This is a genomic window from Stenotrophomonas maltophilia (assembly GCF_006970445.1).
Taxonomy (GTDB): Bacteria; Pseudomonadota; Gammaproteobacteria; order Xanthomonadales; family Xanthomonadaceae; genus Stenotrophomonas; species Stenotrophomonas maltophilia_AU.
This window is the reverse complement of sequence record NZ_CP033877.1, coordinates 3,488,098-3,510,121: the sequence shown is the minus strand read 5'-3', so window position 1 is coordinate 3,510,121 and position 22,024 is coordinate 3,488,098. Positions and strand designations below refer to the sequence as shown.

At 67.1% G+C, this 22,024-nt stretch carries 14 protein-coding genes; 7 read left to right on the top strand and 7 right to left on the bottom strand.

Annotated features, from left to right (window positions below; genetic code table 11):
* Positions 1-16: 16 nt before the first annotated feature.
* Both EGM71_RS16150 and EGM71_RS16145 read left to right on the top strand, forming a co-directional pair.
* Positions 17-1,735 carry a thiamine pyrophosphate-dependent enzyme gene (locus tag EGM71_RS16150; RefSeq protein ID WP_188485680.1) on the top strand — a complete coding sequence of 573 codons (1,719 nt, stop codon included), beginning with the start codon at positions 17-19 and terminating at the stop codon, positions 1,733-1,735.
* A gap of 641 nt (positions 1,736-2,376) precedes the next feature.
* Positions 2,377-3,981: a hypothetical protein gene (locus tag EGM71_RS16145; protein ID WP_188485679.1), complete on the top strand. Its 1,605-nt coding sequence runs from the start codon at positions 2,377-2,379 to the stop codon at positions 3,979-3,981.
* A gap of 78 nt (positions 3,982-4,059) precedes the next feature.
* Here EGM71_RS16145 and EGM71_RS16140 read toward each other — a convergent pair whose 3' ends face one another.
* Positions 4,060-4,770: a glutathione S-transferase gene (locus EGM71_RS16140; RefSeq protein WP_188485678.1), complete on the bottom strand. Its 711-nt coding sequence runs from the start codon at positions 4,768-4,770 to the stop codon at positions 4,060-4,062.
* A 170-nt stretch (positions 4,771-4,940) separates the two neighbouring features.
* Between EGM71_RS16140 and EGM71_RS16135 the strand changes: the two genes are divergently transcribed.
* Together EGM71_RS16135 and clpB are read left to right on the top strand one after the other, a co-directional pair.
* Positions 4,941-5,762, top strand: a complete 822-nt coding sequence (locus tag EGM71_RS16135) for a DUF3014 domain-containing protein (protein WP_188485677.1) — start codon at positions 4,941-4,943, stop codon at positions 5,760-5,762.
* Positions 5,763-5,943: 181 nt separating this feature from the next.
* Positions 5,944-8,529 carry an ATP-dependent chaperone ClpB gene (gene clpB / locus EGM71_RS16130; protein WP_188485676.1) on the top strand — a complete coding sequence of 862 codons (2,586 nt, stop codon included), beginning with the start codon at positions 5,944-5,946 and terminating at the stop codon, positions 8,527-8,529.
* Between the two features lie 73 nt (positions 8,530-8,602).
* On the opposite strand, the gene EGM71_RS16125 is transcribed toward clpB, so the two are convergent.
* The 3 genes from EGM71_RS16125 to EGM71_RS16115 form a co-directional block, all read right to left on the bottom strand.
* Positions 8,603-9,403, bottom strand: coding sequence for a MipA/OmpV family protein (locus EGM71_RS16125; RefSeq protein WP_188485675.1), 801 nt, complete (start codon positions 9,401-9,403; stop codon positions 8,603-8,605).
* A 140-nt stretch (positions 9,404-9,543) separates the two neighbouring features.
* On the bottom strand, positions 9,544-10,833 hold the full coding sequence (locus EGM71_RS16120; protein WP_188485674.1) for an ATP-binding protein: 1,290 nt from the start codon (positions 10,831-10,833) through the stop codon (positions 9,544-9,546).
* A complete protein-coding gene (locus tag EGM71_RS16115) occupies positions 10,830-11,567 on the bottom strand; it encodes a response regulator transcription factor (RefSeq protein ID WP_188485673.1) in 738 nt (245 codons plus the stop codon). The genes EGM71_RS16120 and EGM71_RS16115 overlap by 4 nt, the downstream gene beginning before the upstream one ends.
* A 180-nt stretch (positions 11,568-11,747) precedes the next feature.
* Here EGM71_RS16115 and EGM71_RS16110 point away from each other — a divergent pair, with 180 nt between their 5' ends.
* Positions 11,748-13,034: an O-acetylhomoserine aminocarboxypropyltransferase/cysteine synthase family protein gene (locus EGM71_RS16110; RefSeq protein ID WP_188485672.1), complete on the top strand. Its 1,287-nt coding sequence runs from the start codon at positions 11,748-11,750 to the stop codon at positions 13,032-13,034.
* Positions 13,035-13,482: 448 nt separating this feature from the next.
* Here EGM71_RS16110 and ybaL read toward each other — a convergent pair whose 3' ends face one another.
* Complete coding sequence (gene ybaL, locus EGM71_RS16105; protein ID WP_188485671.1) at positions 13,483-15,180, bottom strand: YbaL family putative K(+) efflux transporter; 1,698 nt, start codon at positions 15,178-15,180, stop codon at positions 13,483-13,485.
* A 183-nt stretch (positions 15,181-15,363) separates the two neighbouring features.
* Complete coding sequence (locus tag EGM71_RS16100) at positions 15,364-17,751, bottom strand: TonB-dependent receptor plug domain-containing protein (protein WP_188485670.1); 2,388 nt, start codon at positions 17,749-17,751, stop codon at positions 15,364-15,366.
* Positions 17,752-18,086: 335 nt separating this feature from the next.
* Between EGM71_RS16100 and EGM71_RS16095 the strand changes: the two genes are divergently transcribed.
* Positions 18,087-19,952: an ABC-F family ATP-binding cassette domain-containing protein gene (locus EGM71_RS16095; RefSeq protein WP_188485669.1), complete on the top strand. Its 1,866-nt coding sequence runs from the start codon at positions 18,087-18,089 to the stop codon at positions 19,950-19,952.
* Positions 19,953-20,041: 89 nt separating this feature from the next.
* Here the strand turns inward: EGM71_RS16095 and ampR are convergent, their stop codons facing one another.
* Positions 20,042-20,905 (bottom strand): LysR family transcriptional regulator AmpR, encoded by an 864-nt coding sequence (gene ampR, locus EGM71_RS16090; protein WP_088496740.1) that lies wholly within the window; start codon positions 20,903-20,905, stop codon positions 20,042-20,044.
* Between the two features lie 175 nt (positions 20,906-21,080).
* On the opposite strand from ampR, the gene blaL2 reads away from it, so the two are divergent.
* A complete protein-coding gene (gene blaL2 / locus EGM71_RS16085; protein ID WP_188485668.1) occupies positions 21,081-21,992 on the top strand; it encodes a L2 family extended-spectrum class A beta-lactamase in 912 nt (303 codons plus the stop codon).
* Positions 21,993-22,024: the final 32 nt, after the last annotated feature.

The following is a 22,024-nucleotide window of genomic DNA, read 5'->3' as shown; positions in this document are numbered from 1 at the left end:
TTCGAGGATGTATCCGATGAGCAAGCGCGTGGCCGAAATCGTGGTGGACGCCCTGCAGCAGGCCGGTGTCCGCCGTTGCTACGGCATCGTGGGCGATACGCTCAACCATGTGACCGATGCGATGCATGGCAGCGAGATTGCCTGGGTGCACGTGCGCCATGAGGAAGTGGCCGCATTCGCCGCCGGCGCCGATTCACTGGTGAGCGGCGAGCTGACCGCCTGCGCCGGTTCCTGCGGCCCCGGCAGCCTGCATTTCATCAACGGCGTGTTCGAGAGCAACCGCAACCGCGCGCCGATGGTGCTGATCGCCAGCCAGGTGGTGACCAGCGAACTGGGCATGGAATTCCCGCAGGAAGTGGACTTCAAGGCGGTGTACGCCAGTTGTTCGGTGTTCTGCGAGCAGGTGCACAGCGCCGAACAGGCCCGCCGCGTGGTCACGTTGGCCTGCCAGGCGGCGATCAGCCGCCGCGGCGTGGCGGTGGTGATCCTGCCGGCCGATATCAGCCAGGCCGAGGTGAAGCACGATGTGCCGTTCTCGGTGCACTACACCCAGCCGGTGCTGCGTCCTTCCGACGCTGAACTGCAGCGCATCGCCGAGCTGCTGGGGCAGGGCAAGCGCATCGGCATCTATGCCGGCGCCGGTTGCCAGGGCGCGCACGCGCAGTTGCTGGAACTGGCCCGGCGCCTGCAGGCACCGATCGCGCACACCTCGCGCGCGAAGGACTTCGTCGAGCCGGACAACCCGTACAACATGGGCATGACCGGCATCTTCGGCATCGAGTCCGGCTTCCACACGTTGATGGAGTGCGACACGCTGCTGCTGCTCGGCGCCGATTTCGCCTGGGGCCAGTTCTATCCGGACAAGGCCACGATCATCCAGGTCGACCGCGATGGCAGCCATCTCGGCCGCCGCCACCCGGTGAATCTTGGCGTGGTCGGTGATATCACACCGACGCTGGATGCGTTGCTGCCGATGCTGCCGCCGCGCGAGGACAGCAGCTTCCTGGACGAGTGCATCGGGCGTCGCGACAAGGCACTGAAGAAGCGCGAGCAGGAAGAACAACCGGGCGAAGGCGAATTGATCCATCCGCAGCACCTGACCGCGCTGCTGTCGAAGCACGCCAGCGACGATGCGCTGTTCACCGCCGACGGCGGCTCGCCGATGGTATGGGTGCTGCGGCATATCCGCGTCAACGGTCGCCGCCGTACGCTGACCAGCCTGCTGCACGGCACGATGGCCAACGCGATGCCGCAGGCACTCGGCCTGCAGAAGGCGTTCCCCGGCCGACAGGTGATTTCGCTGTCCGGTGACGGTGGCCTGGCGATGCTGTTGGGCGACCTGCTGACGGCGGTACAGGAGAATCTGCCGATCAAGGTGGTGGTGTTCAACAACGGCTCGCTGAATTTCGTCGAGCTGGAGCAGAAGGTGGAGGGCCTGCTGGACAACTACACCGACCTGAAGAACCCGGACTTTGGCCGCCTGGCCGAAGTGATCGGCTTCCACGGCCGCACGGTGACGCGCAGCGAGGACCTGGAGGAAGCGGTGCTGGACTTCCTGTCCCAACGCGGCCCGGCACTGCTGGACGTGCATACCAGCCGCGCCGAACTGGTGATGCCGCCGCAGATCGAGGCCAAGCAGGTGGCCGGTACGGCGTTGTACGCAGCCAAGGCCGTGTTGAACGGCCGCTTCGACGACGTGAAGCATCTGCTGGTGGACAACTTCCTGAAGAAGTAGGGGGTTGGTCGATGCAGGGCTGCGCCCTGCACCCGCTACGAGCCAGACCCAGAGCAGAAGCTGCTTTCCTGGGGGATGGCGGGGTGGGGCCGGTTGCGGGGGGGCGCTGCAAGTACGTCCATGTAAGCTCGGTCGCCGCATCCATGCGGCTCACGCCCCCGCAACCGGCCCCACCCCGCCTTCGACAGACTCCTGCGATCTGCAGTAGATCCACGCCATGCGTGGATGAACGAAAGAATGATCGGAATGATCTCCTGTAGAGCCGAGCCATGCTCGGCTCAGATGCCTCGCGTACAGCAGCCGAGCATGGGCTTGGCGCAACAACGAGCGCCTGCCTTTGCTTTTGATCTTTTGATTCTCTTCCGTGGCTGGCACGCGCAGGAAATTGTCAGGGGCCGGTCGGGATGGGCTGCGCAGGACCGTTGGCGCCATGGATGGCGCCATCGAGCCCCCATGGACGGGTTTACGGCGTGTCCTGCACAGCCCATCCCGCCCGGCCCACTCCGATAAACCCGCTGTCCGCGACCAACCCAGCCACGAGGGGCCCCGCCGTTGGCTGGAACCCATCATTCCACGACGGAATTGGCGCGCCGGCCCCGCTGGGCCTACCATCGGCGGTCCCCACCCCCACCGCCCCTTCCATGTCCGCTCCCGCTTCCGCCGCACCGCGTCGCTGGTTCGTCGCCGGCGACTTCAACGGCTTCTTCGGCCTGGTCGTCGACAACCTCTCCATCCTCGGCTTCATCGCCATGGCCCTGGTCGGGATCTTCCAGTTCCCCGCCGACGTGGTGTTCGGCCGCATGTTCCCCGGCACCGCCTTCGGCGTGCTGGTCGGCAACCTGCTGTACACCCTGATGGCGCGCCGGCTGGCGGCACGTACCGGCCGCGACGACGTCACCGCCATGCCGCTGGGCCTGGATGCACCGACCAGCATCGGCATGGCGCTGCTGGTGCTCGGCCCGGCCTTCATCGCGTTCAAGCAGCAGGGCATGGACCCGCACGCTGCGGGCATCGCCACCTGGCAGCTGGGCATGGCGGCGCTGGTCATCATGGGCGTGCTCAAGTTCGTGCTGTCGTTCTTCGGCGAAGCGGTCACCCGCGCGCTGCCGCGTGCCGCGCTGCTGGGTTCCATCGCCGGCATCGCGCTGGTGCTGATGGGCCTGCTGCCGTTGCTGGAAACGCTGCGCTCGCCGCTGGTCGGCTTCACCACGCTGGGCCTGCTGCTGTATGTGCTGATCGCCAAGGGCAAGCTGCCGGTGCGTGGCCCGGGCGTGCTGCTGGCCTTCGTGTTCGGCACCGTGCTGTATTACGGCCTTGGCCTGGCCGGGCTGGGCGCACCCGGCTTCCATGTACCGGAGTGGGTGCCGCCGCAGGTGGTGCTGCCGCTGCCGACGCTGGGCTTCCTCGACGGCCTGCCCACCGCGATGACCTACCTGCCGCTGCTGTTGCCGTTCGGCCTGCTGATGGTGGTCGGTGGCATCAACGTGTCTGAAAGTGCGCGCGCGGCCGGTGATGACTACCGCACCCGCGACATCCTGCTGGTGGAAGCGGTGGCCACGCTGGTGGCGGGTGTCTGTGGCGGCGTGGCGCAGACCACGCCCTACATCGGCCAGCCGGCCTACAAGCACATGGGCGCGCGCAGCGGCTACACGCTGCTGACCGGCCTGTTCGTCGGCATTGGCGGCATGCTCGGCATCATCTCCGGGCTGGTGCAATGGCTGCCGCTGGCGGTGCTGGCACCGATCATCGTGTACGTGGCCATCGACATCACCACGCAGGCATTCCAGGCCACGCCGCGCCACCATACCGGCGCGATGGTGTTCGGCTTCCTGCCGTCGGTGGCCTACCTGCTGGCGATCAAGGCACCCGGCTGGATTGCACCGGACCAGCTGCCGCAGCTGCTGACCAAGCTCGACGGCCACGGCCTGCCTGAGCTGGCGGTGATCTTCACGCTCGGCAACGGCTTCATCATCACCTCGATGCTGTGGATTTCGGCGGTGGCGGCGATGGTCGATGGGCGCCTGCGCCGTGCCTGCGGCTTCCTGCTGGTGGCGGCGGTGCTGACCCTGTTCGGGTTGATCCACTCGGTGGATCCGCGCGGCGGCATCTACCTGCCGTGGGACCTTGACGGCCTGGCGCGCATCATCAGTTTGCAGTTCGCCGGTGCCTACGTGGCACTGGCGCTACTGCTGGGCTTGCTGTCGCTGCAGAAGCAGCCGGTGCAGCCGCTGGGTGAAAACAGCTGACCCGTGGTAGTGCCGGCCGCTGGCCGGCATCCTCATGGGCTTCGGTTGGATCGTGCAGCTGCCGGCCAGCCGCCGGCACTACCGTTCGGCGTCCAGCTCCGGGTAATGGCGGAAGATGCCATTCGTGTTGAACGCCAGGCGCCGTTCCGAGCCCAGATAGGCGGCGATGTTCGGCCGCTTCGCCACCCGCTCCTGCAGCCCGCGCAGCAGGGGCAGGGTGGGGCCGAGCGCCTGCATGCGGCGCGGGAACATGTAGTCCAGCCCGCTCAGCAGCTGGAACAGTGACAGATCCACGTACGAATGCTCGCGCAGTGCATGGCGGCCACCATTGGCGGCCAGTACCTGCTCGAAGTAACCGAGGAACTTCGGCAGCCGCTCGCTGCGCAGCGACATGGCCCGGGCCTTGGCTTCGGTCTTCTGCTCTTCGTAGTACTTCGATGCAGCGATCGGATGGTGGGTGTCATGCACCTCGGCCACCAGGTCGGCGATGGTCAGCTGCAGCTGCAACGCCTGCATTCGCCGCGAGGCTGCCTGCGGCACCAGGTCCAAGGTTGGGCCGAGGAAATCCAGGATCGTCGCGACCTGTGCGATGACCTGCCGGCCCGCCTTCAGGAATGGGGGTGCGAAGGGCTGCGCGCCCTCGCTGCTCCCATCCAGGAATGGCTGCATCACCGCATCGCCGTGCACCCGCGCCATGTCGATGTAGTCGGCGCCGGCGTCTTCCAGCGCCAGCCGCACGAACTCGCCACGACCCTGGATGCCGGTCCAGTAATACAACGCGTACTGCATGACAGTGTCTCCGCAGGACAAGGTCCACAGCCTCGCGCGCGGCATGCAAAGCAGGCGTGAGCGGGGCTTTCATGCAGGCCTGAACCCGAACGGCAGCGGAACAGGCGGGGAACCGGCTGCAATCGGTGGGGTCACACCTTCTCCATGCGTGTGAAACGAGGTGCTGCATCATGCAGAGTGGAAAGGCGGTTTGGCCCTGGGTGTTGGGCGTGGTGGTGATTGGTGGCGCGGGTGGTTGGTTGTTCCGCGATCAGCTGAAGAGCCTGGCAGACGGTGTTTCGGTGCCGGTGCAATCGACCCCCGCCAGTACCGGCGCACCGCCACAGCCGAAGGCGGCTGCGGAACCCGTGCCGGCACCACCGCCGATCAGGCATCCGCTGGATACCGAGGCCGCGGCCGATCCGGCGCTGCCGAAGCTGGCTGACAGCGATGCCGCGGCCTGGGGTGCGCTGGGCCAGCTGTTCCAGGGCGAGGGGCCGCTGACCCTGCTGCTGCGTGATCATCTGATCCAGCGCCTGGTCACCCAGGTCGACAACCTGGACAAGCCCAGCGTGCCGCCGACCGCGTTGGCCGCGCGCCCGCTGCCGGGCAACCTGCAGGTCGAGCTGGGCGAGGGTGGCGAACACATCGCCGCCAGCAACGCGGCGCGCTATGCGCCCTACGTGCAGGCGTTCACTGCGCTGGACCCGGCAGCAACGGCTACCGCTTACAAACGCTTCTATCCGCTGATCCAGCAGGCCTATGTCGACCTTGGGCGGCCCGAGGGCTATTTCAACGACCGCCTGGTCACGGTGATCGACCACCTGCTGGAGACCCCGGAACTGGCCCAGGCGCCACTGGTGCAGCGCGATGAACGCGGCCGCTATCGATTCGTCGATCCCACCCTGCAGTCACGCTCGATCGGGCAGAAGGCCCTGCTGCGCATGGACCCGGCGCAGGCGCGGGCGGTCAAGCAGCAGCTGCGGGCGATCCGCAGCGCGATCACCCGCTGAGTCCGCCCATTGCGCGGAACTGATCGGGATCAACGCGCCGACCACACCCGCTCCGGCATGCTGGCCGCAGGCTGACTGGCCTCGGGGTGCAGTCGCAGCCACCCTTGAAACGGGGGGGGGCAACCGCATCTTTCCAGCATCGCCGGCGCGGGCCGGCCCTGATGACCGATGAGGATTCGCAATGCGGATGGACAAGCTCACCTCGCGTTTCCAGCAGGCGCTGGCAGACGCACAGTCGCTGGCCGTGGGCCGCGACAACAGCATCATCGAACCGGTTCACCTGTTCAGCGCCCTGCTGGACCAGCAGGGCGGCAGCACGCGCCCGCTGCTGGCCCAGGCCGGGGTGAACGTGCCGGTGCTGCGCGAGCGCCTGACCGAGGCGCTGGATGCACTGCCGAAGGTGTCCGGCCAGGCCGGCAACGTCTCGATGGGCAATGACCTGGGGCGCCTGCTGAACCAGACCGACAAGCTGGCCCAGCAGAATGGCGATGCCTTCATTGCCAGCGAGTGGTTCGTGCTGGCGGCGCTGGACGACGGCGGCACGCTGGGCATGGCGCTGCGCGCTGCCGGTGCCGACAAGACCCGCCTGCAGGCTGCGATCGACAAGCTGCGTGGCGGCGAGAACGTGCAGTCGGAGAACGCCGAGGAACAGCGGCAGGCGCTGGAGAAGTACACCATCGACCTGACCGCGCGCGCCGAGAGCGGCAAGCTCGATCCGGTGATCGGCCGTGACGAGGAAATCCGCCGCACGATCCAGGTGCTGCAGCGCCGGACCAAGAACAACCCGGTGCTGATCGGCGAACCTGGCGTTGGCAAGACCGCGATCGTCGAAGGCCTGGCCCAGCGCATCATCAACGACGAAGTGCCCGAGGGCCTGCGCGGCAAGCGCGTGCTGTCGCTGGACATGGGCGCGCTGATCGCTGGCGCCAAGTTCCGTGGCGAATTCGAGGAACGCCTGAAGGGCGTGCTCAACGACCTCGCCAAGAGCGAAGGGCAGATCATCCTGTTCATCGATGAGCTGCACACCATGGTTGGCGCCGGCAAGGCCGACGGCGCGATGGATGCCGGCAACATGCTCAAGCCGGCGCTGGCACGTGGCGAACTGCACTGCGTGGGCGCCACCACGCTGGATGAGTACCGCAAGTACATCGAAAAGGATGCTGCGCTGGAGCGCCGCTTCCAGAAGGTGTTCGTGGGTGAGCCGTCGGTGGAGGACACCATCGCGATCCTGCGCGGGCTGAAGGAAAAGTATGCGGTGCACCACGGGGTGGAGATCACCGACCCGGCCATCGTGGCCGCGGCGACGCTGTCCAACCGCTACATCACCGATCGCCAGCTGCCGGACAAGGCCATCGACCTGATGGACGAGGCGGCCTCGCGCCTGCGCATGGAGATCGACTCCAAGCCGGAGGAACTGGACCGCCTGGAACGTCGTGTGATCCAGTTGAAGATCCAGCGCGAGATGCTGAAGAAGGAAAAGGACGAAGCCTCGCGGCAACGCCTGGCCGATCTGGAGAACGACATCGATGCGCTGGAGCGCGAGTTCTCCGACCTCAATGAAATCTGGAAGTCGGAGAAGGCCACGCTGCAGGGCGCGACGAAGATCAAGGAGCAGGTCGAGCAGGCCAAGCTGGAACTGGAAGCCGCGCAGCGCCGCCAGGATTTCGCGCGCATGAGCGAGATCCAGTACGGCCTGCTGCCGCAGCTGGAAAAGCAGCTGGCCGCCGCCCAGGAAGCCGAACACAAGGACTTCAAGCTGGTGCAGGACCGGGTCACCGACGAGGAGATCGCCGAGGTCGTCTCGCGCTGGACCGGCATTCCGGTCAACAAGATGCTCGAAGGTGAGCGCGACAAGCTGCTGCGCATGGAAGAGGTGCTGCACAACCGCGTGGTCGGCCAGGAGGAAGCGATCAAGGTGGTCTCCGATGCCGTGCGTCGTTCGCGTGCGGGCCTGTCCGATCCGAATCGCCCGGCCGGTTCGTTCCTGTTCCTCGGCCCGACCGGCGTCGGCAAGACCGAGCTGTGCAAGTCGCTGGCCGAGTTCCTGTTCGACAGTGCCGACGCGATGATCCGCATCGACATGAGCGAGTTCATGGAGAAGCACAGCGTCGCCCGCCTGATCGGTGCGCCCCCGGGCTACGTCGGTTACGAAGAGGGTGGCTACCTGACCGAGGCGGTGCGTCGCCGTCCGTATTCGCTGATCCTGCTGGACGAAGTGGAGAAGGCGCATCCGGATGTGTTCAACATCCTGCTGCAGGTGCTGGACGATGGCCGCCTGACCGATGGCCAGGGCCGTACCGTGGACTTCCGCAACACTGTCATCGTGATGACCTCGAACCTGGGCTCGCACCAGATCCAGGACATGAGCGCCGACGACAGCCCGGAGGCCTACACGCAGATGAAGGCGGCGGTGATGGGCGTGGTGCAGGCGCACTTCCGCCCGGAGTTCATCAACCGCCTGGACGACATCGTGGTGTTCCACCCGCTGGACAAGCAGCAGATCAAGCAGATCGCACGCATCCAGATGCGTGGTCTGGAAAAGCGCCTGGGCGAGCGCGGGCTGAAGCTGGCGGTGTCCGATGCAGCGTTCGACCTGCTCGGCAACGTTGGCTTCGATCCGGTGTATGGCGCGCGCCCGTTGAAGCGGGCGATCCAGGCACAGCTGGAGAATCCGTTGGCGCAGAAGATCCTGTCCGGCGCCTTCGTCAACGGCGACACCATCGAAGTCGGCAACGACGGTGGCCATCTGGTGTTCGCCAAGGCGTGAGTCCTCACGGGGCGCTGCATGTCCGCAGCGCCCCGTTTCCTGCGAGGTACGCCGGGATATGCCCGGCGATCAGTCAGAAGCGGTGCGTATACCCGCTCATCAGCCCGAACTGGTTGGGTTTCTGAACGATCGGGCTGTTGGCCGCATCGCCGAGCAGGCGCGTGCCTTCGGCAGAGATGTACCAGTTGCCGTTGCGGCCCGCGCGGTGGCTCCACTTCAGGCCCACACCGGCGCTGACCAGGCCGGCCTTCGGTTTGTGCTCGGCAAAGCCGGTGCGCGCGGCCTGTTCCGGACTGACGCCGTACCAGGTCTGCATGTAGCCACGGTTGCCGTAGTCGGTGGAGACGCTGCCGCTGACAACGCCACCGGCCAGGTCGAACAGCGGCAGGGTCAGGTTCAGGTGGATCTGCTGGGTAGCCAGTCCGTTCTCAGCCTTGTCCTCGTCCTTGCGGGTGAACTGCCAGGAGCCGCTCAGCACGGCTTCGCCCAGCGTATATCCAGCCGAGACACCGACCAGGGGACGGGTATCGATATCGCCCATGCCGCGCAGGAAGTCCGAACCGCCGAGCAGCGAATCCTTGTCCTTGCGGATGCCGCTGGCACCGACATAGGCCCGCACGCGGGTGTGCTCGCCGAGGGTCGTGCCCCAGCCGATGCCACTGGTGCCCAGAAACCAGCCCCCCGGCGAGGTGACATCGAAGGACAGCGAAGGCGTCGCTCGGTACTCCTCGCTGCCGCTGTAGCGAGGCGTCACGCCACCACCGGCGGCGAGCTCGAAGGTCCAGTGGTCATCCTTGGCGTGGGCGATCGGTGCGGCGAACAGCGGCAACAGGGCCAGGCAGAGCAGGGCGGGGGAACGGCGAAGCTTGGACATGGAGACTCTCGACAAAGGAAGGAAAGCAGCGCGCGCATCCGGCGAGTGCTGCAGGGTCGCCAGCGTGGCGATACGCCGGCGACCGATCCGTCCGCAGTTGTGCGGGAGTTGTAATCAACTGTAATCGCGGCCCAGCGCGTTCAGCTGGCAGCCAGCGGCCAGTGCATTTCCAGGCGTGCGCCGCCCAGCGTGGCGCGACTGATGCGCAGCTCGCCGTGGTGGCGTGCGGCAATGCGGCCGACGATCGCCAGGCCCAGGCCGAAGCCGCCGGTGTCACGGCTGCGGCTGTCATCCAGGCGGGTGAACGGGCGGACCACCTTCTCGCGGTCAGCCTCGGCGATGCCGGGTCCGTCGTCGTCCACCCGCAGGCAGGCGCGCCCGCCCACGCCCACCAGCGACACTTCCACCTGCGAGCGGGCGTGGCGCAGTGCATTGCCAACCAGGTTGCTCAGTGCCAGCTGCAGCAGGCGTGGCTCGGCATCCACCCGCGGCAGGGCACTGGGCTGCACGCGCAGCACCAGGCCGGCACGTTCGGCATCGCGGCGGGCATCGGCCAGGCAGGCCTGCAGCCAGTCGTTGGCTTCCATCCGCTGCATCGGTTCGCCCTCGCTGGGATGCTCCAGCCGTTCGTAGGCCAGCAGTTCGCTGACCAGCCGATTGAGCTCGGCGAGGTCACCGTGCAGGCCTTGCGCCAGGCGCGCGCGGCGCTCGGCGTCATCGCTGTCCTGCATCAGGTCCAGGCCGAAGGCCACGCGCGCGATGGGCGTGCGCAGTTCGTGCGAAATGGCATGGGTGAGGTCGCGCTGACGCTGCACCAGCTCGGCCACGCGTGCGGCCATGCGGTTGGAGTGGTCGACGATGACCCGGATCTGCGAGCGAGGCGAAACCTGCGCGCGTGCCTGCAGATCACCGGCACCGATGCGGTCGGCGTGCCGGCGCAATGCCTCGAGGTCGCGCCACAGCAGGCGCACCCAGGCATACAGGCTGGCGCCGACCAGCAGCAGGATGCTGAGGTAGGCCGCGATGGTCATGTACATCGTCATCTGCACCGCGCCGGGCAGGCGCAGGTGCAGCCAGCGGCCGCCGATGCCCTCGATGGGCAGCAGGACCTGCTGGTACTGATCGCGCACGATGAAGCCATCGGCCTGCACGGCCGCCTGTTCCTGCCGGTCGAGCGCGGGAGGATTGTCGAGCAGGGTCAGGGTGATGCCGTAGTGTGGTTGCAACTGCTGCAGGCGCTCACGCTGCTGGCCGGCGTCCAGGCCCGCAAGGTCCCTGCGCAGGGCGTACACCTGCCCGCGTACCTGCTCCACGAACACGCGATCCTGCACGGGCGTGTAGATGCCATCCAGGATGTGGTTGAGGAAGAACACCGAGGCCAGGAAGCAGGCGCCGGTGACGAACCACAACCACAGGAACAGCCGCTTCATGCCGTCCAGGCCGACGGATTGAACTGGTAGCCACGGCCCCACACGGTCTTGATCCGTCGTGGTTCGCGCGCATCGTCGCCGAGCTTGCGGCGCAGCTTGCCGATGCAGACGTCAACGCTGCGGTCCAGACCGTCGAAGCCGATGCCGCGCACCGACTGCAGGATCTGGTCACGCGACAGGATCTGCCCGGGTTGGCTGGCCAGCAGCCACAGGATCTCGAATTCGGTGGTGCCCACGTCCACCGCCGCACCGTGCAGATGCACTTCACGCTGCATGCGATCGATCAGCAGTTGCCCATGCATCAGCCGGCTGGGCGTGCCGGTGTTGCTGCTGCCATGGCGGCGGCGCAGCAGGGCGCGCAGGCGGGCCAGCAGCAGGCGTGGTTCGATCGGCTTGTGCACATAGTCATCGGCACCCGATTCCAGGCCCAGCACCTGTTCGATGTCGTCCTCGCAAGCGGTCAGCATCAGGATCGGCACATCGGAGAAGCTGCGGATCTGCCGGCACACATCGATGCCCCCGAGGCCGGGCAGCATCAGGTCCAGCACCACCAGTTCCGGGGCATGCTGGCGGCAGGCCGCACCGGCAAGGTCACCACGGGGCACGTGCTGCACGGCGAAGCCATGTTCGTGCAGGTAGTCGCTCACCAGTTCGGCCAGGCGACGGTCGTCCTCCACCAGCAGGACCGACGTGGGCGAACTGCTGGCAGGGGGAGTCCAGGGGGATGGCTGCATGCGTGGGGCCTCCGTGCCCGGGCAGGAGCGCCCGGCGGCGAAGCCTAGCAACGGCCCATGACGGCTGCCTGAATCGCGGCCAACCTGATAACCGCGGGTACGGACGTCATCGCCAGCGGCTTTCAGCGTCCGGCCCCGGCTGGCCTATGGTGGCGGTTTCCCCGGATGGAGCCTGGTGCAATGAGCGACCCGCAGTGGCAACTGGAAACCCTGGCCGTGCACGGCGGCTACCGTCCCGACCCGACCACGCGCGCGGTGGCGGTGCCGATCTACCAGACCGTGGCGTATGCGTTCGATGACACCCAACACGGCGCCGACCTGTTCGACCTGAAGGTGCCGGGCAACATCTACACCCGCATCATGAACCCCACTACCGACGTGCTGGAGCAGCGCCTTGCCGCGCTGGAAGGCGGCATCGGCGCGCTGGCGCTGGCCTCGGGACAGGCCGCGATCACCTATGCCATCCAGACCATCGCCGAAGCCGGCGACAACATCGTCGCCTCCAGCGCGCTGTACGGCGGCAGCCTCAACCTGCTGGCGCACACGCTGCCGCAGTACGGCATCCAGGCGCGTTTCGCCGATCCTGCCGATCCAGCTGCGTTCGCCGCGCTGATCGACGACCGCACCAAGGCGGTGTTCGTCGAATCGATCGGCAACCCGCGCGGCAACGTCACCGACATCGCGGCCATCGCCGAGGTCGCGCATGCCGCCGGCGTGCCACTGATCGTCGACAACACGGTGGCCACCCCGTTCCTGCTGCGCCCGTTCGAGCACGGTGCCGACATCGTGGTGCATTCGCTGACCAAGTACCTCGGCGGCCACGGCACCAGCCTGGGCGGCGCGATCATCGATTCCGGCCGCTTCGACTGGGCCGCGCAACCCAACCGCTTCGCGCGCCTCAACCAGCCAGACCCCAGTTACCACGGCGTGGTCTATACCGAAGCACTGGGACCGGCGGCCTACATCGGCCGCGCGCGCGTGGTGCCACTGCGCAATACCGGCGCGGCGCTGTCGCCGTTCAATGCCTTCCTGATCCTGCAGGGCATCGAGACCCTGGCCCTGCGCATGGAACGCATCAATGCCAATGCGCTGGCCGTCGCGCAGTTCCTGAAGGCGCATGCCAAGGTGGCCTGGGTGCGCTACGCCGGACTGGCCGACGACCCGGAGCATGCCGCCGCGCAGCGCTACCTGGGTGGGCACGGCTCGGGCGTGTTGACCTTCGGCCTGCCGGGTGGGCGCGAGGCCGGCGCGCGCTTCCTCGATGCACTGAAGCTGTTCACCCGCCTGGTCAACCTGGGCGATGCGAAGTCACTGGCCACCCATCCGGCCTCGACCACCCATCGCCAGCTGGATGCTGCGGAGCTGGCCAAGGCCGGCGTCAGCGAGGACACCGTGCGGCTGTCGATCGGCATCGAACACATCGGCGACCTGCGCGCGGACCTGGAGCAGGCCCTGGCCGGCGCCTGATAGCCACGCGCTTGGTCGTCATCGCCACAGGCGATCACCACCGGCGCCGCGATGCGCTACGGTGGAACTGCCTCTCCAAGGCGTGGCAACGTGGCGATCCAGATCCCCGGTCGATGCGGGTCGACCGGGGATTTTTTGTTTCCGGGGTCAGATCCGATTTCCTGTGGAAAACGGATCTGACCCCATGCGTCGCCGTGTCGACCAAGGTCGACACCTACCAGAGCAGGGCGCCGTTCCGACAGATCGCAGGAATCTGTCGAAGGCGGGGGGGGGCCGGTTGCGGGGGCGGGAGCCGCATGGATGCGGCGACCGAGCTTACATGGACGTACTTGCAGCGGCCCCCGCAACCGGACCCACCCCGCCATCCCACGCTATGCCAGCTTTTGCCGTTGCCGTTGCCGTTGTTTCGGCAGGGGCAGGGCTGCAAGCCCTGCCGCACGCACACCCCTCACACCACCGGAATACTGTGCTGACCCAACCCGCGATACGGCGGCGTGGCCATCACCATCTCCGCCAGCGAATACGCCAGCTCACGTTCGGCCATCACCGTGCCATCCGCACCGTGTTCCAGCAGATGCTTCACTTCCGCATCGCTGTGTGCACGCGCCAGCAGGGTCAGGTCCGGGTTGATCGCCCGCAGCTTGGCCAGCGCCTCACCGGCTTCCAGCGGCTGCGGAATCGCCAGCACCGCGATCTTGGCGCGCTCCGGATGGGCCTCGGCCAGTACCCGGTCGGCGGCGGCGCTGCCGCGGATCGCCGCCAGGCCCTTGGCGTGCGCCTGCTCGACGTGTTCCTTGTTGTCATCGATCACCAGCACCGGCACGCCACGGTCGCGCAGTACCTGCGCAAGCTCGCTGCCGACCCGGCCGTAACCAATGACGATGGCGTGGTCATGCAGGTCACGCGAGGGACCGGTGGCCTCTTCGGGCTCGGCGGCCTGGGGCGACTGCTCCTGCTTGGCCTGCCAACGGTCGAGCAGGCCGAATACCAGCGGGTTGAGCATGATCGACACCAGCGCACCGGCCAGGACCAGCGACTGGCCTTCCTTCGGCAGGATCTGCAGCGCCACGCCGAGGCCGGCGATGATGAAGGCGAACTCGCCGATCTGCGCCAGGCTGGCAGAGATGGTCAGTGCAGTGCTGGTCGGGTGCCCGAACGCGCGCACGATGAAGAACGCGGCGGCCGATTTGCCGAACATGATGATCAGCACGGTGGCCAGCACCTGCCACGGGTGCTGGATGAGGATGTTCGGGTCGAACAGCATGCCGACCGAGACGAAGAACAGTACTGCGAACGCATCACGCAGCGGCAGCGAATCGTGTGCGGCCTTGTGGCTCAGTTCCGATTCGTTGAGCAGCATGCCGGCGAAGAACGCGCCCAGTGCGAACGAGACGCCGAACAACATGGCCGAGCCGAACGCCACGCCCAGCGCGATCGCCAGCACCGAGAGGGTGAACAGCTCGCGCGAACCGGTACCGGCGATACGTTCCAGGATCCACGGGATGACCCGGCGCCCGACCACCAGCATCACCGCCACGAACAGGCCCAGCTGCACGAAGGTCCAGCCGATGTCGGCCAGCACGCTGCCCAGCGAGTGCGATTCCTTGGCCGCGTCGGGGCCGAACACACCGGCCATCACCGGCATCATCACCAGTGCCAGCACACAGGCCAGGTCTTCCACGATCAGCCAGCCGACCGCGATCTTGCCGCGCATCGTTTCCAGCAGGCGGCGTTCCTCCATCGCCCGCAGCAGCACCACGGTGCTGGCGGTGGCCAGCGAGAAACCGAAGATGACGCCATGGATGGCCGGCCAGCCCATCAGCGAGGCCACGCCCCAGCCGAGCAGGGTGGCGACCGCGATCTGGCCGATGGCACCGGGGATGGCGATGGCCTTGACCGCCATCAGGTCCTTCAGCGAGAAGTGCAGGCCGACGCCGAACATCAGCAGCATCACGCCCAGCTCGGCCAGCTGGTTGGCCAGCGCCTGGTCGGCGACGAAGCCGGGGGTGAACGGGCCTACGCAGATGCCAGCAACCAGGTAACCGACCAAGGGAGACAAGCGGAGCTTGTTGGCCAGCGCGCCGAAGATGAAGGCGAGCCCCAGGCCAACGGCCACGATGTTGATCAGGTCGGTGTCATGGTGCATCGGCACTCGCAGGAAATCGGGGGTATCCCGATTTTCACCGATGAGGCCAGATACGGCAAACCTTTAAATGCGAATGGGGTCAGATCCCTTTTCCCGCAGGAAAAGGGATCTGACCCCGCCCGGAGTTGCCGGCCAGCGGCCGGCACTACCAGAGCACAGCCGGCCAGCGGCCAGCGCTACCGCTTACCAGGTGTACTTGACCCGCCCGTACACATACGCGCCGTTGAAGCCGAACGGCGAGTAGTTGCTGTACGGCAGCATGCCGAAGGTGGAGTTCTGCAGGTCTTCGGTGCGGTCCGGGTACTCGTTCAGCAGGTTGTCGGCACCCACGGTCAGCGTCCAGTTGCTGCTCGGCTTGTAGCTGGCCGAGGCATCCAGCACCCACTTGTCGCCGTAGGTCTGGTCGCGCAGCGCGGTGGCCGAGTTGCGCACGGTGAACTTGCCGTAGCGGGTTGCGGCCAGGCCCAGTTCCCAGTGATCCGAACGCCAGGTGCCGCTCAGGATGGTCTTGTCACGCGGGTAGCTGTCCTCGATGCGGCCGATTTCATCGCGACCGATCAGCGACTGGTTCAGGCCCAGCGAGCCGAACACCGCCGGCGTGCCGCCGACGCGGCGCACTTCTGTGTCGTTGTAGCTGTACGCAGCGGTCAGCTCCAGGCTGCTGGCACTGAACGGCACCGTGTAGCTGGAGACGAAGTCGACGCCACGGGTGCGCGTATCCAGGCCGTTGGTGAAGTACGAGAACGCAGTCACCTGCGGCAGGCCCAAGCTGGTCAGCAGCGCGCTGCTGGCCGCATTGGTGGTGATGCTGGACGACAGTGCGATGCGGTCATCGATGTCGATCTGGTAGGCGTCGACGGTGATGTACAGGCGGTCGACAGGCTGCAGCACCAGACCCACGCTGTAGGAGGTGGAGGTCTCGGCCTTCAGCGGCGAGGCGCCCAGTGCCTGCGCGGCCTGGCTGGTGGTCGGGAAGGTACCGCGCTCGACGAACACGCCGTTGGTGAACTGGCTGGTCACCGCCTGGTAGCCCTGCTGCGCCAGCGACGGTGCACGGAAGCCGCTGGAGGCGGTGGCCCGCAGCGCGACCTTGTCCGTAAACGCGTAGCGCGCCGACAGCTTGCCGGAGAAGCGGTCGCCGAAGTCCGAGTAGTCCTCGTAGCGGCCGGTGATGCCGGCCGAGAACTTCTCGGTCAGGTCCGCTTCCAGGCCGGCGTAGACCGCGTAGTTGTGGCGGTCGGCATGCACTTCGTTGGTCGGGGTGAAGCCGCCGAAGCCCTGTGCGCCGCTGCCGGTGTACGAGTTCAGTTCGCCCGGCTTCTGGTCCCACTTCTCCTTGCGGTACTCACCGCCGAAGGACAGCGTGACAGGGTAGGCCAGGCCCCAGTCCAGCGACTTGGTCAGGTCGGCATTGAAGATGTCCTGCTGGTACTTCAGCGTGCCGTCGTAGAACGAGCGCGGGCTGGTCGCGCCCAGGCTGTAGTTGATGCTGTTGCGGGTGTGGAAGTCCAGGGTGTTCTCGCCATGGTTCAGGCTCAGGTCCCAGGTCCAGCCGTTGTCGGTGTTGCCCTTGACCCCGGCCACCAGCGAGCGGTCCTTGGAGTACTGGTTGATCTCCGGCACGAAGCCGTCCGGGTAGGTCTGCGCCAGCAGCGCGCTCTGCCCGTTGTGGTTGCGCGAGCGGTAGAACGCAAAGGAGGTGATGTCGCGGTTGCTGAGCAGCGCGCTGGCGTAGCCGGTCACGCGGTCGCTGAAGTCGAAGCTGGCATTGACCGAGGCGGCCGTGGCATCCACGCGCGGGTCGCCGACGATGAAGGTCTTCTCACCGATGCTCGGGTAGTTGCCGGTGTTCGGCGTGGTGCCGCGGTACGGGCCGGCGCGGTTGCTTTCATCCTGCTGGCTGATCTGGCCGGCCACGTGCACGCGGCCACGGCCGTTGCCGAACTCGACGCCGGTATCGCCGGAGAGCTGGTACTTGTTGCCGTCACCGGCCGAGTACTGGCCGTAGTCCACCGCCAGGCTGCCGCCACTGCCACTGCCCTTGAGCACGATGTTGATGACGCCGGCGATGGCGTCCGAGCCGTACTGCGCCGACGCGCCGTCGCGCAGCACTTCCACGCGCTCGATGGCGGCGATCGGGATCGCGTTGATGTCCACTGCCGACGAGCCACGGCCAATGCTGCCGTTGACGTTGATCATCGCCGAGGTGTGGCGGCGCTTGCCATTGACCAGCACCAGCACCTGGTCCGGCGACAGGCCACGCAGCTGCGCCGGGCGCACGCCGCTGGTGCCGTCGGTCAGGGCCGGGCGCGGGAAGTTCAGCGAGGGCAGCGCGCGCGACAGCGCGGTGGCCAGTTCGCTGGTGCCGGTGGACTGCAGGGCTTCGGGGGTGATGATGTCGATCGGCGACTGCGATTCGGCGACCGTACGGTCGGCCACGCGGGTGCCGGTGACGATCACCGTGTCCAGGGTATTGGCGGCGGTGCCGGCTTGCTGGGCAGCGGCGACGAACGGAGAGCCACCGAGTGCGACAGCGACGGCGGCGGCGATCAGGCTGGTCTTGCGGGTCATCGGGATGGGGCTCCGGTTGGCGGGGGCGGCACCGGAATCGACATCACGGGGGTGAGGCGGACGGCGGTTGTTGCGGTGCGCAAAGCAGGAATTAACGGGATATTCAGTGTCTGTCAAATGCCGGTCATCGGGAAAAACGTTGCAGCAGCAACCATTTAGCCCGGATCGGCACTCGTGGGGAGGGGGCCCGGGAGGCGCGCGGCGAGGACGTGGGAGAGAGGAACGCCGGCCGCCGCGCATCCCGGGGCGCGTCAAGTATTCGTTAACGCTAGAATTGCGTCGCAGGAACAGTGCTCACCAGCACATTCCATTCGGTTATATGGACGCCTTCCCCCATGATTTCGCTTCGTAATTTCGCCTTGCGCCGCGGCGAGCGGCTGCTGTTGTCCAATGTCGACCTGACCCTGCATGCCGGTTACCGGGTGGGTGTGGTCGGCCGCAACGGTGCTGGCAAGTCCAGCCTGTTCGCGGCGGTGAAGGGCGAGCTGGAGGCGGACAAGGGCGATGTCGACCTGCCCGGCAAGGTGCGCATCGCCAGCGTTGCCCAAGAAACCCCGTCGCTGCCCGACCCGGCGCTGAGCTTCGTGCTCGGCGGTGACATCGAGGTGGCCGCGGTGCTGGCCGCCGAGGCCGAGGCGACCGCCCGCGAAGACTGGGAGGCGGTGGCCGAGGCGCACACCAAGATGGCCGAGCTCAATGCCTACGACGCCGAAGCGCGCGCCGGCAAGCTGCTGCACGGCCTCGGTTTCCCGGCAGAGACCCACCACCGTGCGGTGTCCTCGTTCTCCGGCGGCTGGCGCGTGCGCCTGAACCTGGCGCGCGCGCTGATGATGCCCAGCGACCTGCTGCTGCTGGACGAACCGACCAACCACCTGGATCTGGACGCGGTGTACTGGCTGGAACAGTGGCTGCTGAAGTATCCGGGCACCCTGCTGCTGATCTCGCATGATCGCGAGTTCCTCGACAACGTGGCCACCCACACCCTGCACCTGCATGGTGGCGGCGCCAAGCTCTACCCGGGCGGCTACACCGACTTCGAGCGCCAGCGTGCCGAACAGCTGCGCCAGCAGCAGATCGCGCACGAGAAGGAGCAGGCCGAGCGCGCCCACCTGCAGAGCTTCATCGACCGCTTCAAGGCGCAGGCCAGCAAGGCGGCGCAGGCGCAGAGCCGCATGAAGCGCCTGGCCAAGCTGGCCGGTACCGAAGCGGTGCGTGCCGAGCGCGAGTTCCGTATCGAGTTCGCACCGCCGGCCAAGCTGCCGTTCTCGCTGATCCGCCTGAACCACGTCGAGGCCGGCTACGGCAAGGACGCGGTGATCCTGCACAACGTCGGCTTCGGCCTGGAAGCGGGCCAGCGCATCGGCCTGCTCGGCCCGAACGGTGCGGGTAAGACCACCCTGGTGAAGACCCTGGTGGGCGAACTGGCGCCGATCGTCGGCGAGCGCATGGCGCATCCGGACCTGAAAATCGGCTACTTCGCCCAGCACACGGTGGAGTCGCTGCACGAGGGCCAGTCGCCGATGGAGCATTTCCGCGAGATCGCCCCGGACGCACGGAATCAGTCGTTCCGCGATTTCCTGGGCAAGTGGAACTTCCCGGGCGACCGCGCATTCGAGCCGGTTGATGGGTTCTCCGGTGGCGAGCGCGCGCGCCTGGCGCTGGCGCTGATCGCCTGGCAGCAGCCGAACGTGCTGCTGCTGGACGAACCGACCAACCACCTTGACCTGGAAATGCGCGAAGCGCTGGCCGAAGCACTGGCCACCTTCGAAGGCGCGATCGTGATGGTCTCGCATGACCGCCATCTGATCGGCCTGGTCTGCGATACCTACTGGCGCGTGGCCGATGGCGTGGTCGAGCCGTTCGACGGCGACCTGGATGCGTACGCCGCGTGGCTGCGTACCCGTCCGCAGGCGCAGGGCACCAAGGCGCGCATGGAACAGGTGGAAGAGCCGGTGGTGGTCAAGACCGCCCCGGTGGTGCAGGTGGTGCAGAAGAAGCCGGTGAACCCGCACAAGCTGGCTGCCGCCGAAGCCAAGGTGGCCGAGCTGGAAGGCGCAGTGGCCGAGCTCGACCGCCAACTCGCCGACCCGGCCAACTACGCCGACGCCACCCGCATGGCAGTGATCGGCCGCGACCGCGAAACCGTCGCCGCGCAGCTGGAAAAGGCCGAAGCCGCCTGGATGGAGCTGCTGGAGTCCTGACTCCGCGAAAAAAGGGGACGCGAAAAAAGGGGACGGAGGGGATTAAGTCGTTTGTGCACAAACGACTTAATCCCCTCCGTCCCCTTTTTTCATGCCTGCGCCTGCAGCCACTCGCGGAAGCGCTTGGCCGGCTCGCGTTCGGCGCGCGAGCGCAGTCGCGTGAGCCAGTAGCGGCCCAGCTCCAGCGTGGTGCCGAAGGGCTGCAGCAGGCGGCCTTCGGCCAGTTCCTGCTCGAACATGCGCAAGGGCAGCAAGGCCACGCCGGCACCACCGGCGGCGGCCATCGCCACCGTCAGCGAGGAATCGAACACCGGCCCGCGGGCTTCCACGCCGCTGACGCCGGCTGCCTGCAGCCAGCGCGGCCATTCGTCGCTGCGGTAGGAGCGCAACAACGGCAATGTGGCGAGGTCGCGCGGCTGCTTCAGCCGTCGCGCCAATGCCGGTGCGCACAGTGGTGCGAAAGGCGCATCGAGGATCGCCGTGCAGGCCTGGCCCTGCCAGTCGCCATCACCGAATCGGATCGCCAGGTCCAGCCCTTCGCCAGCGAGGTCGATGCGGTTGTTGTGGGTCTGCAGGCGCAGCTCGATGTCCGGATGCGCCGCCTCGAATGCGGCCAGCCGTGGCAGCAGCCAGCCGGTGGCGAAGGTGCCGACCACCCCCAGCGTCAGTACTTCGCGGGCCGGCCCGCCGGTGTAGCGCGCAATGCTGGCCGAGATGCGCTCGAACGATTCGTTGAGCACCGGATACAGCGCCGCGCCTTCGTCGGTCAGCGCCACGCCGCGCGGCAGGCGATGGAACAGGCGGATCCCGAGCCGGTCTTCCAGGCCCCGGATCTGGTGGCTCAGCGCGGCCTGGCTGACGCACAGCTCGAGCGCGGCACGGGTGAAGTTCTGGTGGCGCGCAGCCGCTTCGAAGGCACGCAGCGCGTTCAGTGGCAGGGTAGGGTGCAGCATCGCGAAGTCGTGAGCTGGAATGATGGATGATCCTAACCCGTCAACGCATAACTTAGGGAAAATAAGGAGTTGAATGCGACAGGCATGAATTAAATTGATGCCTGATGCTGATTTTTTGCGCTGGTCGACTCCATGGGAGGCCCCGATAATCGAGCCGTCCCTCAGGAGAACCCGCATGCTCGCCCGTCGCCGATTCCTGCAGTTCAGTGGTGCCGCCGTCGCTTCCTCGCTTGCGCTGCCGTTGCTGGCACGTGCAGCAGGCAAGGCCAGCGCGGCCACGCCGACCGAGGCTGCCATCACTGCTGCCAGCGATTTCGCAGCGCTGGAGAAGGCCTGTGCCGGCCGCCTTGGCGTGACCCTGCTCGACACCGCCAGCGGCCGTCGTTTCGGTCATCGCCAGGACGAGCGCTTCCCGATGTGCAGCACCTTCAAGAGCATGCTGGCGGCCACCGTGCTCAGCCAGGCCGAGCGCGCGCCGGCATTGCTGGATACGCGCGTGCCGGTGCGCGACGCCGATCTGCTCTCGCACGCACCGGTGACCCGTCGCCACGCCGGCAAGGACATGACCGTGCGTGACCTGTGCCGGGCCACGCTGATCACCAGTGACAACACCGCCGCCAACCTGCTGTTCGGTGTGGTCGGCGGTCCGCCGGCAGTAACCGCGTTCCTGCGTGCCAGCGGCGATCCGGTGAGCCGCAGTGACCGCCTGGAGCCGGAATTGAACAGCTTCGCCGAGGGCGATCCGCGCGATACCACCACGCCGGCGGCAATGGCCACGACCCTGCAGCGCGTAGTGCTGGGCGAGGTACTGCAACCGGCCTCGCGGCAGCAGCTGGCCGACTGGCTGATCGACAATGAAACCGGTGATGCCTGCCTGCGTGCGGGCCTCGGCAAGCGCTGGCGGGTGGGCGACAAGACCGGCAGCAACGGTGAGGACGCGCGCAACGACATCGCGGTGCTGTGGCCACTGGCCGGCGGCGCGCCATGGGTGCTGACCGCCTACCTGCAGGCCGGGGCGATCAGCAACGAACAGCGTGCCGTGGTACTGGCACAGGTCGGGCGCATCGCCGACCGCCTGATCGGATGAGGTAACCGGGAGTCATCCGGAAACGGCTTGCC

Bases quoted from the DNA above. Each gene is read 5' to 3' on its own strand.
- EGM71_RS16150 (WP_188485680.1), top strand. From the start codon at position 17: ATGAGCAAGCGCGTGGCCGAAATCGTGGTGGACGCCCTGCAGCAGGCC.
- EGM71_RS16145 (WP_188485679.1), top strand. From the start codon at position 2,377: ATGTCCGCTCCCGCTTCCGCCGCACCGCGTCGCTGGTTCGTCGCCGGC.
- EGM71_RS16140 (WP_188485678.1), bottom strand. From the start codon at position 4,770: ATGCAGTACGCGTTGTATTACTGGACCGGCATCCAGGGTCGTGGCGAG.
- EGM71_RS16135 (WP_188485677.1), top strand. From the start codon at position 4,941: ATGCAGAGTGGAAAGGCGGTTTGGCCCTGGGTGTTGGGCGTGGTGGTG.
- clpB (WP_188485676.1), top strand. From the start codon at position 5,944: ATGCGGATGGACAAGCTCACCTCGCGTTTCCAGCAGGCGCTGGCAGAC.
- EGM71_RS16125 (WP_188485675.1), bottom strand. From the start codon at position 9,403: ATGTCCAAGCTTCGCCGTTCCCCCGCCCTGCTCTGCCTGGCCCTGTTG.
- EGM71_RS16120 (WP_188485674.1), bottom strand. From the start codon at position 10,833: ATGAAGCGGCTGTTCCTGTGGTTGTGGTTCGTCACCGGCGCCTGCTTC.
- EGM71_RS16115 (WP_188485673.1), bottom strand. From the start codon at position 11,567: ATGCAGCCATCCCCCTGGACTCCCCCTGCCAGCAGTTCGCCCACGTCG.
- EGM71_RS16110 (WP_188485672.1), top strand. From the start codon at position 11,748: ATGAGCGACCCGCAGTGGCAACTGGAAACCCTGGCCGTGCACGGCGGC.
- ybaL (WP_188485671.1), bottom strand. From the start codon at position 15,180: ATGCACCATGACACCGACCTGATCAACATCGTGGCCGTTGGCCTGGGG.
- EGM71_RS16100 (WP_188485670.1), bottom strand. From the start codon at position 17,751: ATGACCCGCAAGACCAGCCTGATCGCCGCCGCCGTCGCTGTCGCACTC.
- EGM71_RS16095 (WP_188485669.1), top strand. From the start codon at position 18,087: ATGATTTCGCTTCGTAATTTCGCCTTGCGCCGCGGCGAGCGGCTGCTG.
- ampR (WP_088496740.1), bottom strand. From the start codon at position 20,905: ATGCTGCACCCTACCCTGCCACTGAACGCGCTGCGTGCCTTCGAAGCG.
- blaL2 (WP_188485668.1), top strand. From the start codon at position 21,081: ATGCTCGCCCGTCGCCGATTCCTGCAGTTCAGTGGTGCCGCCGTCGCT.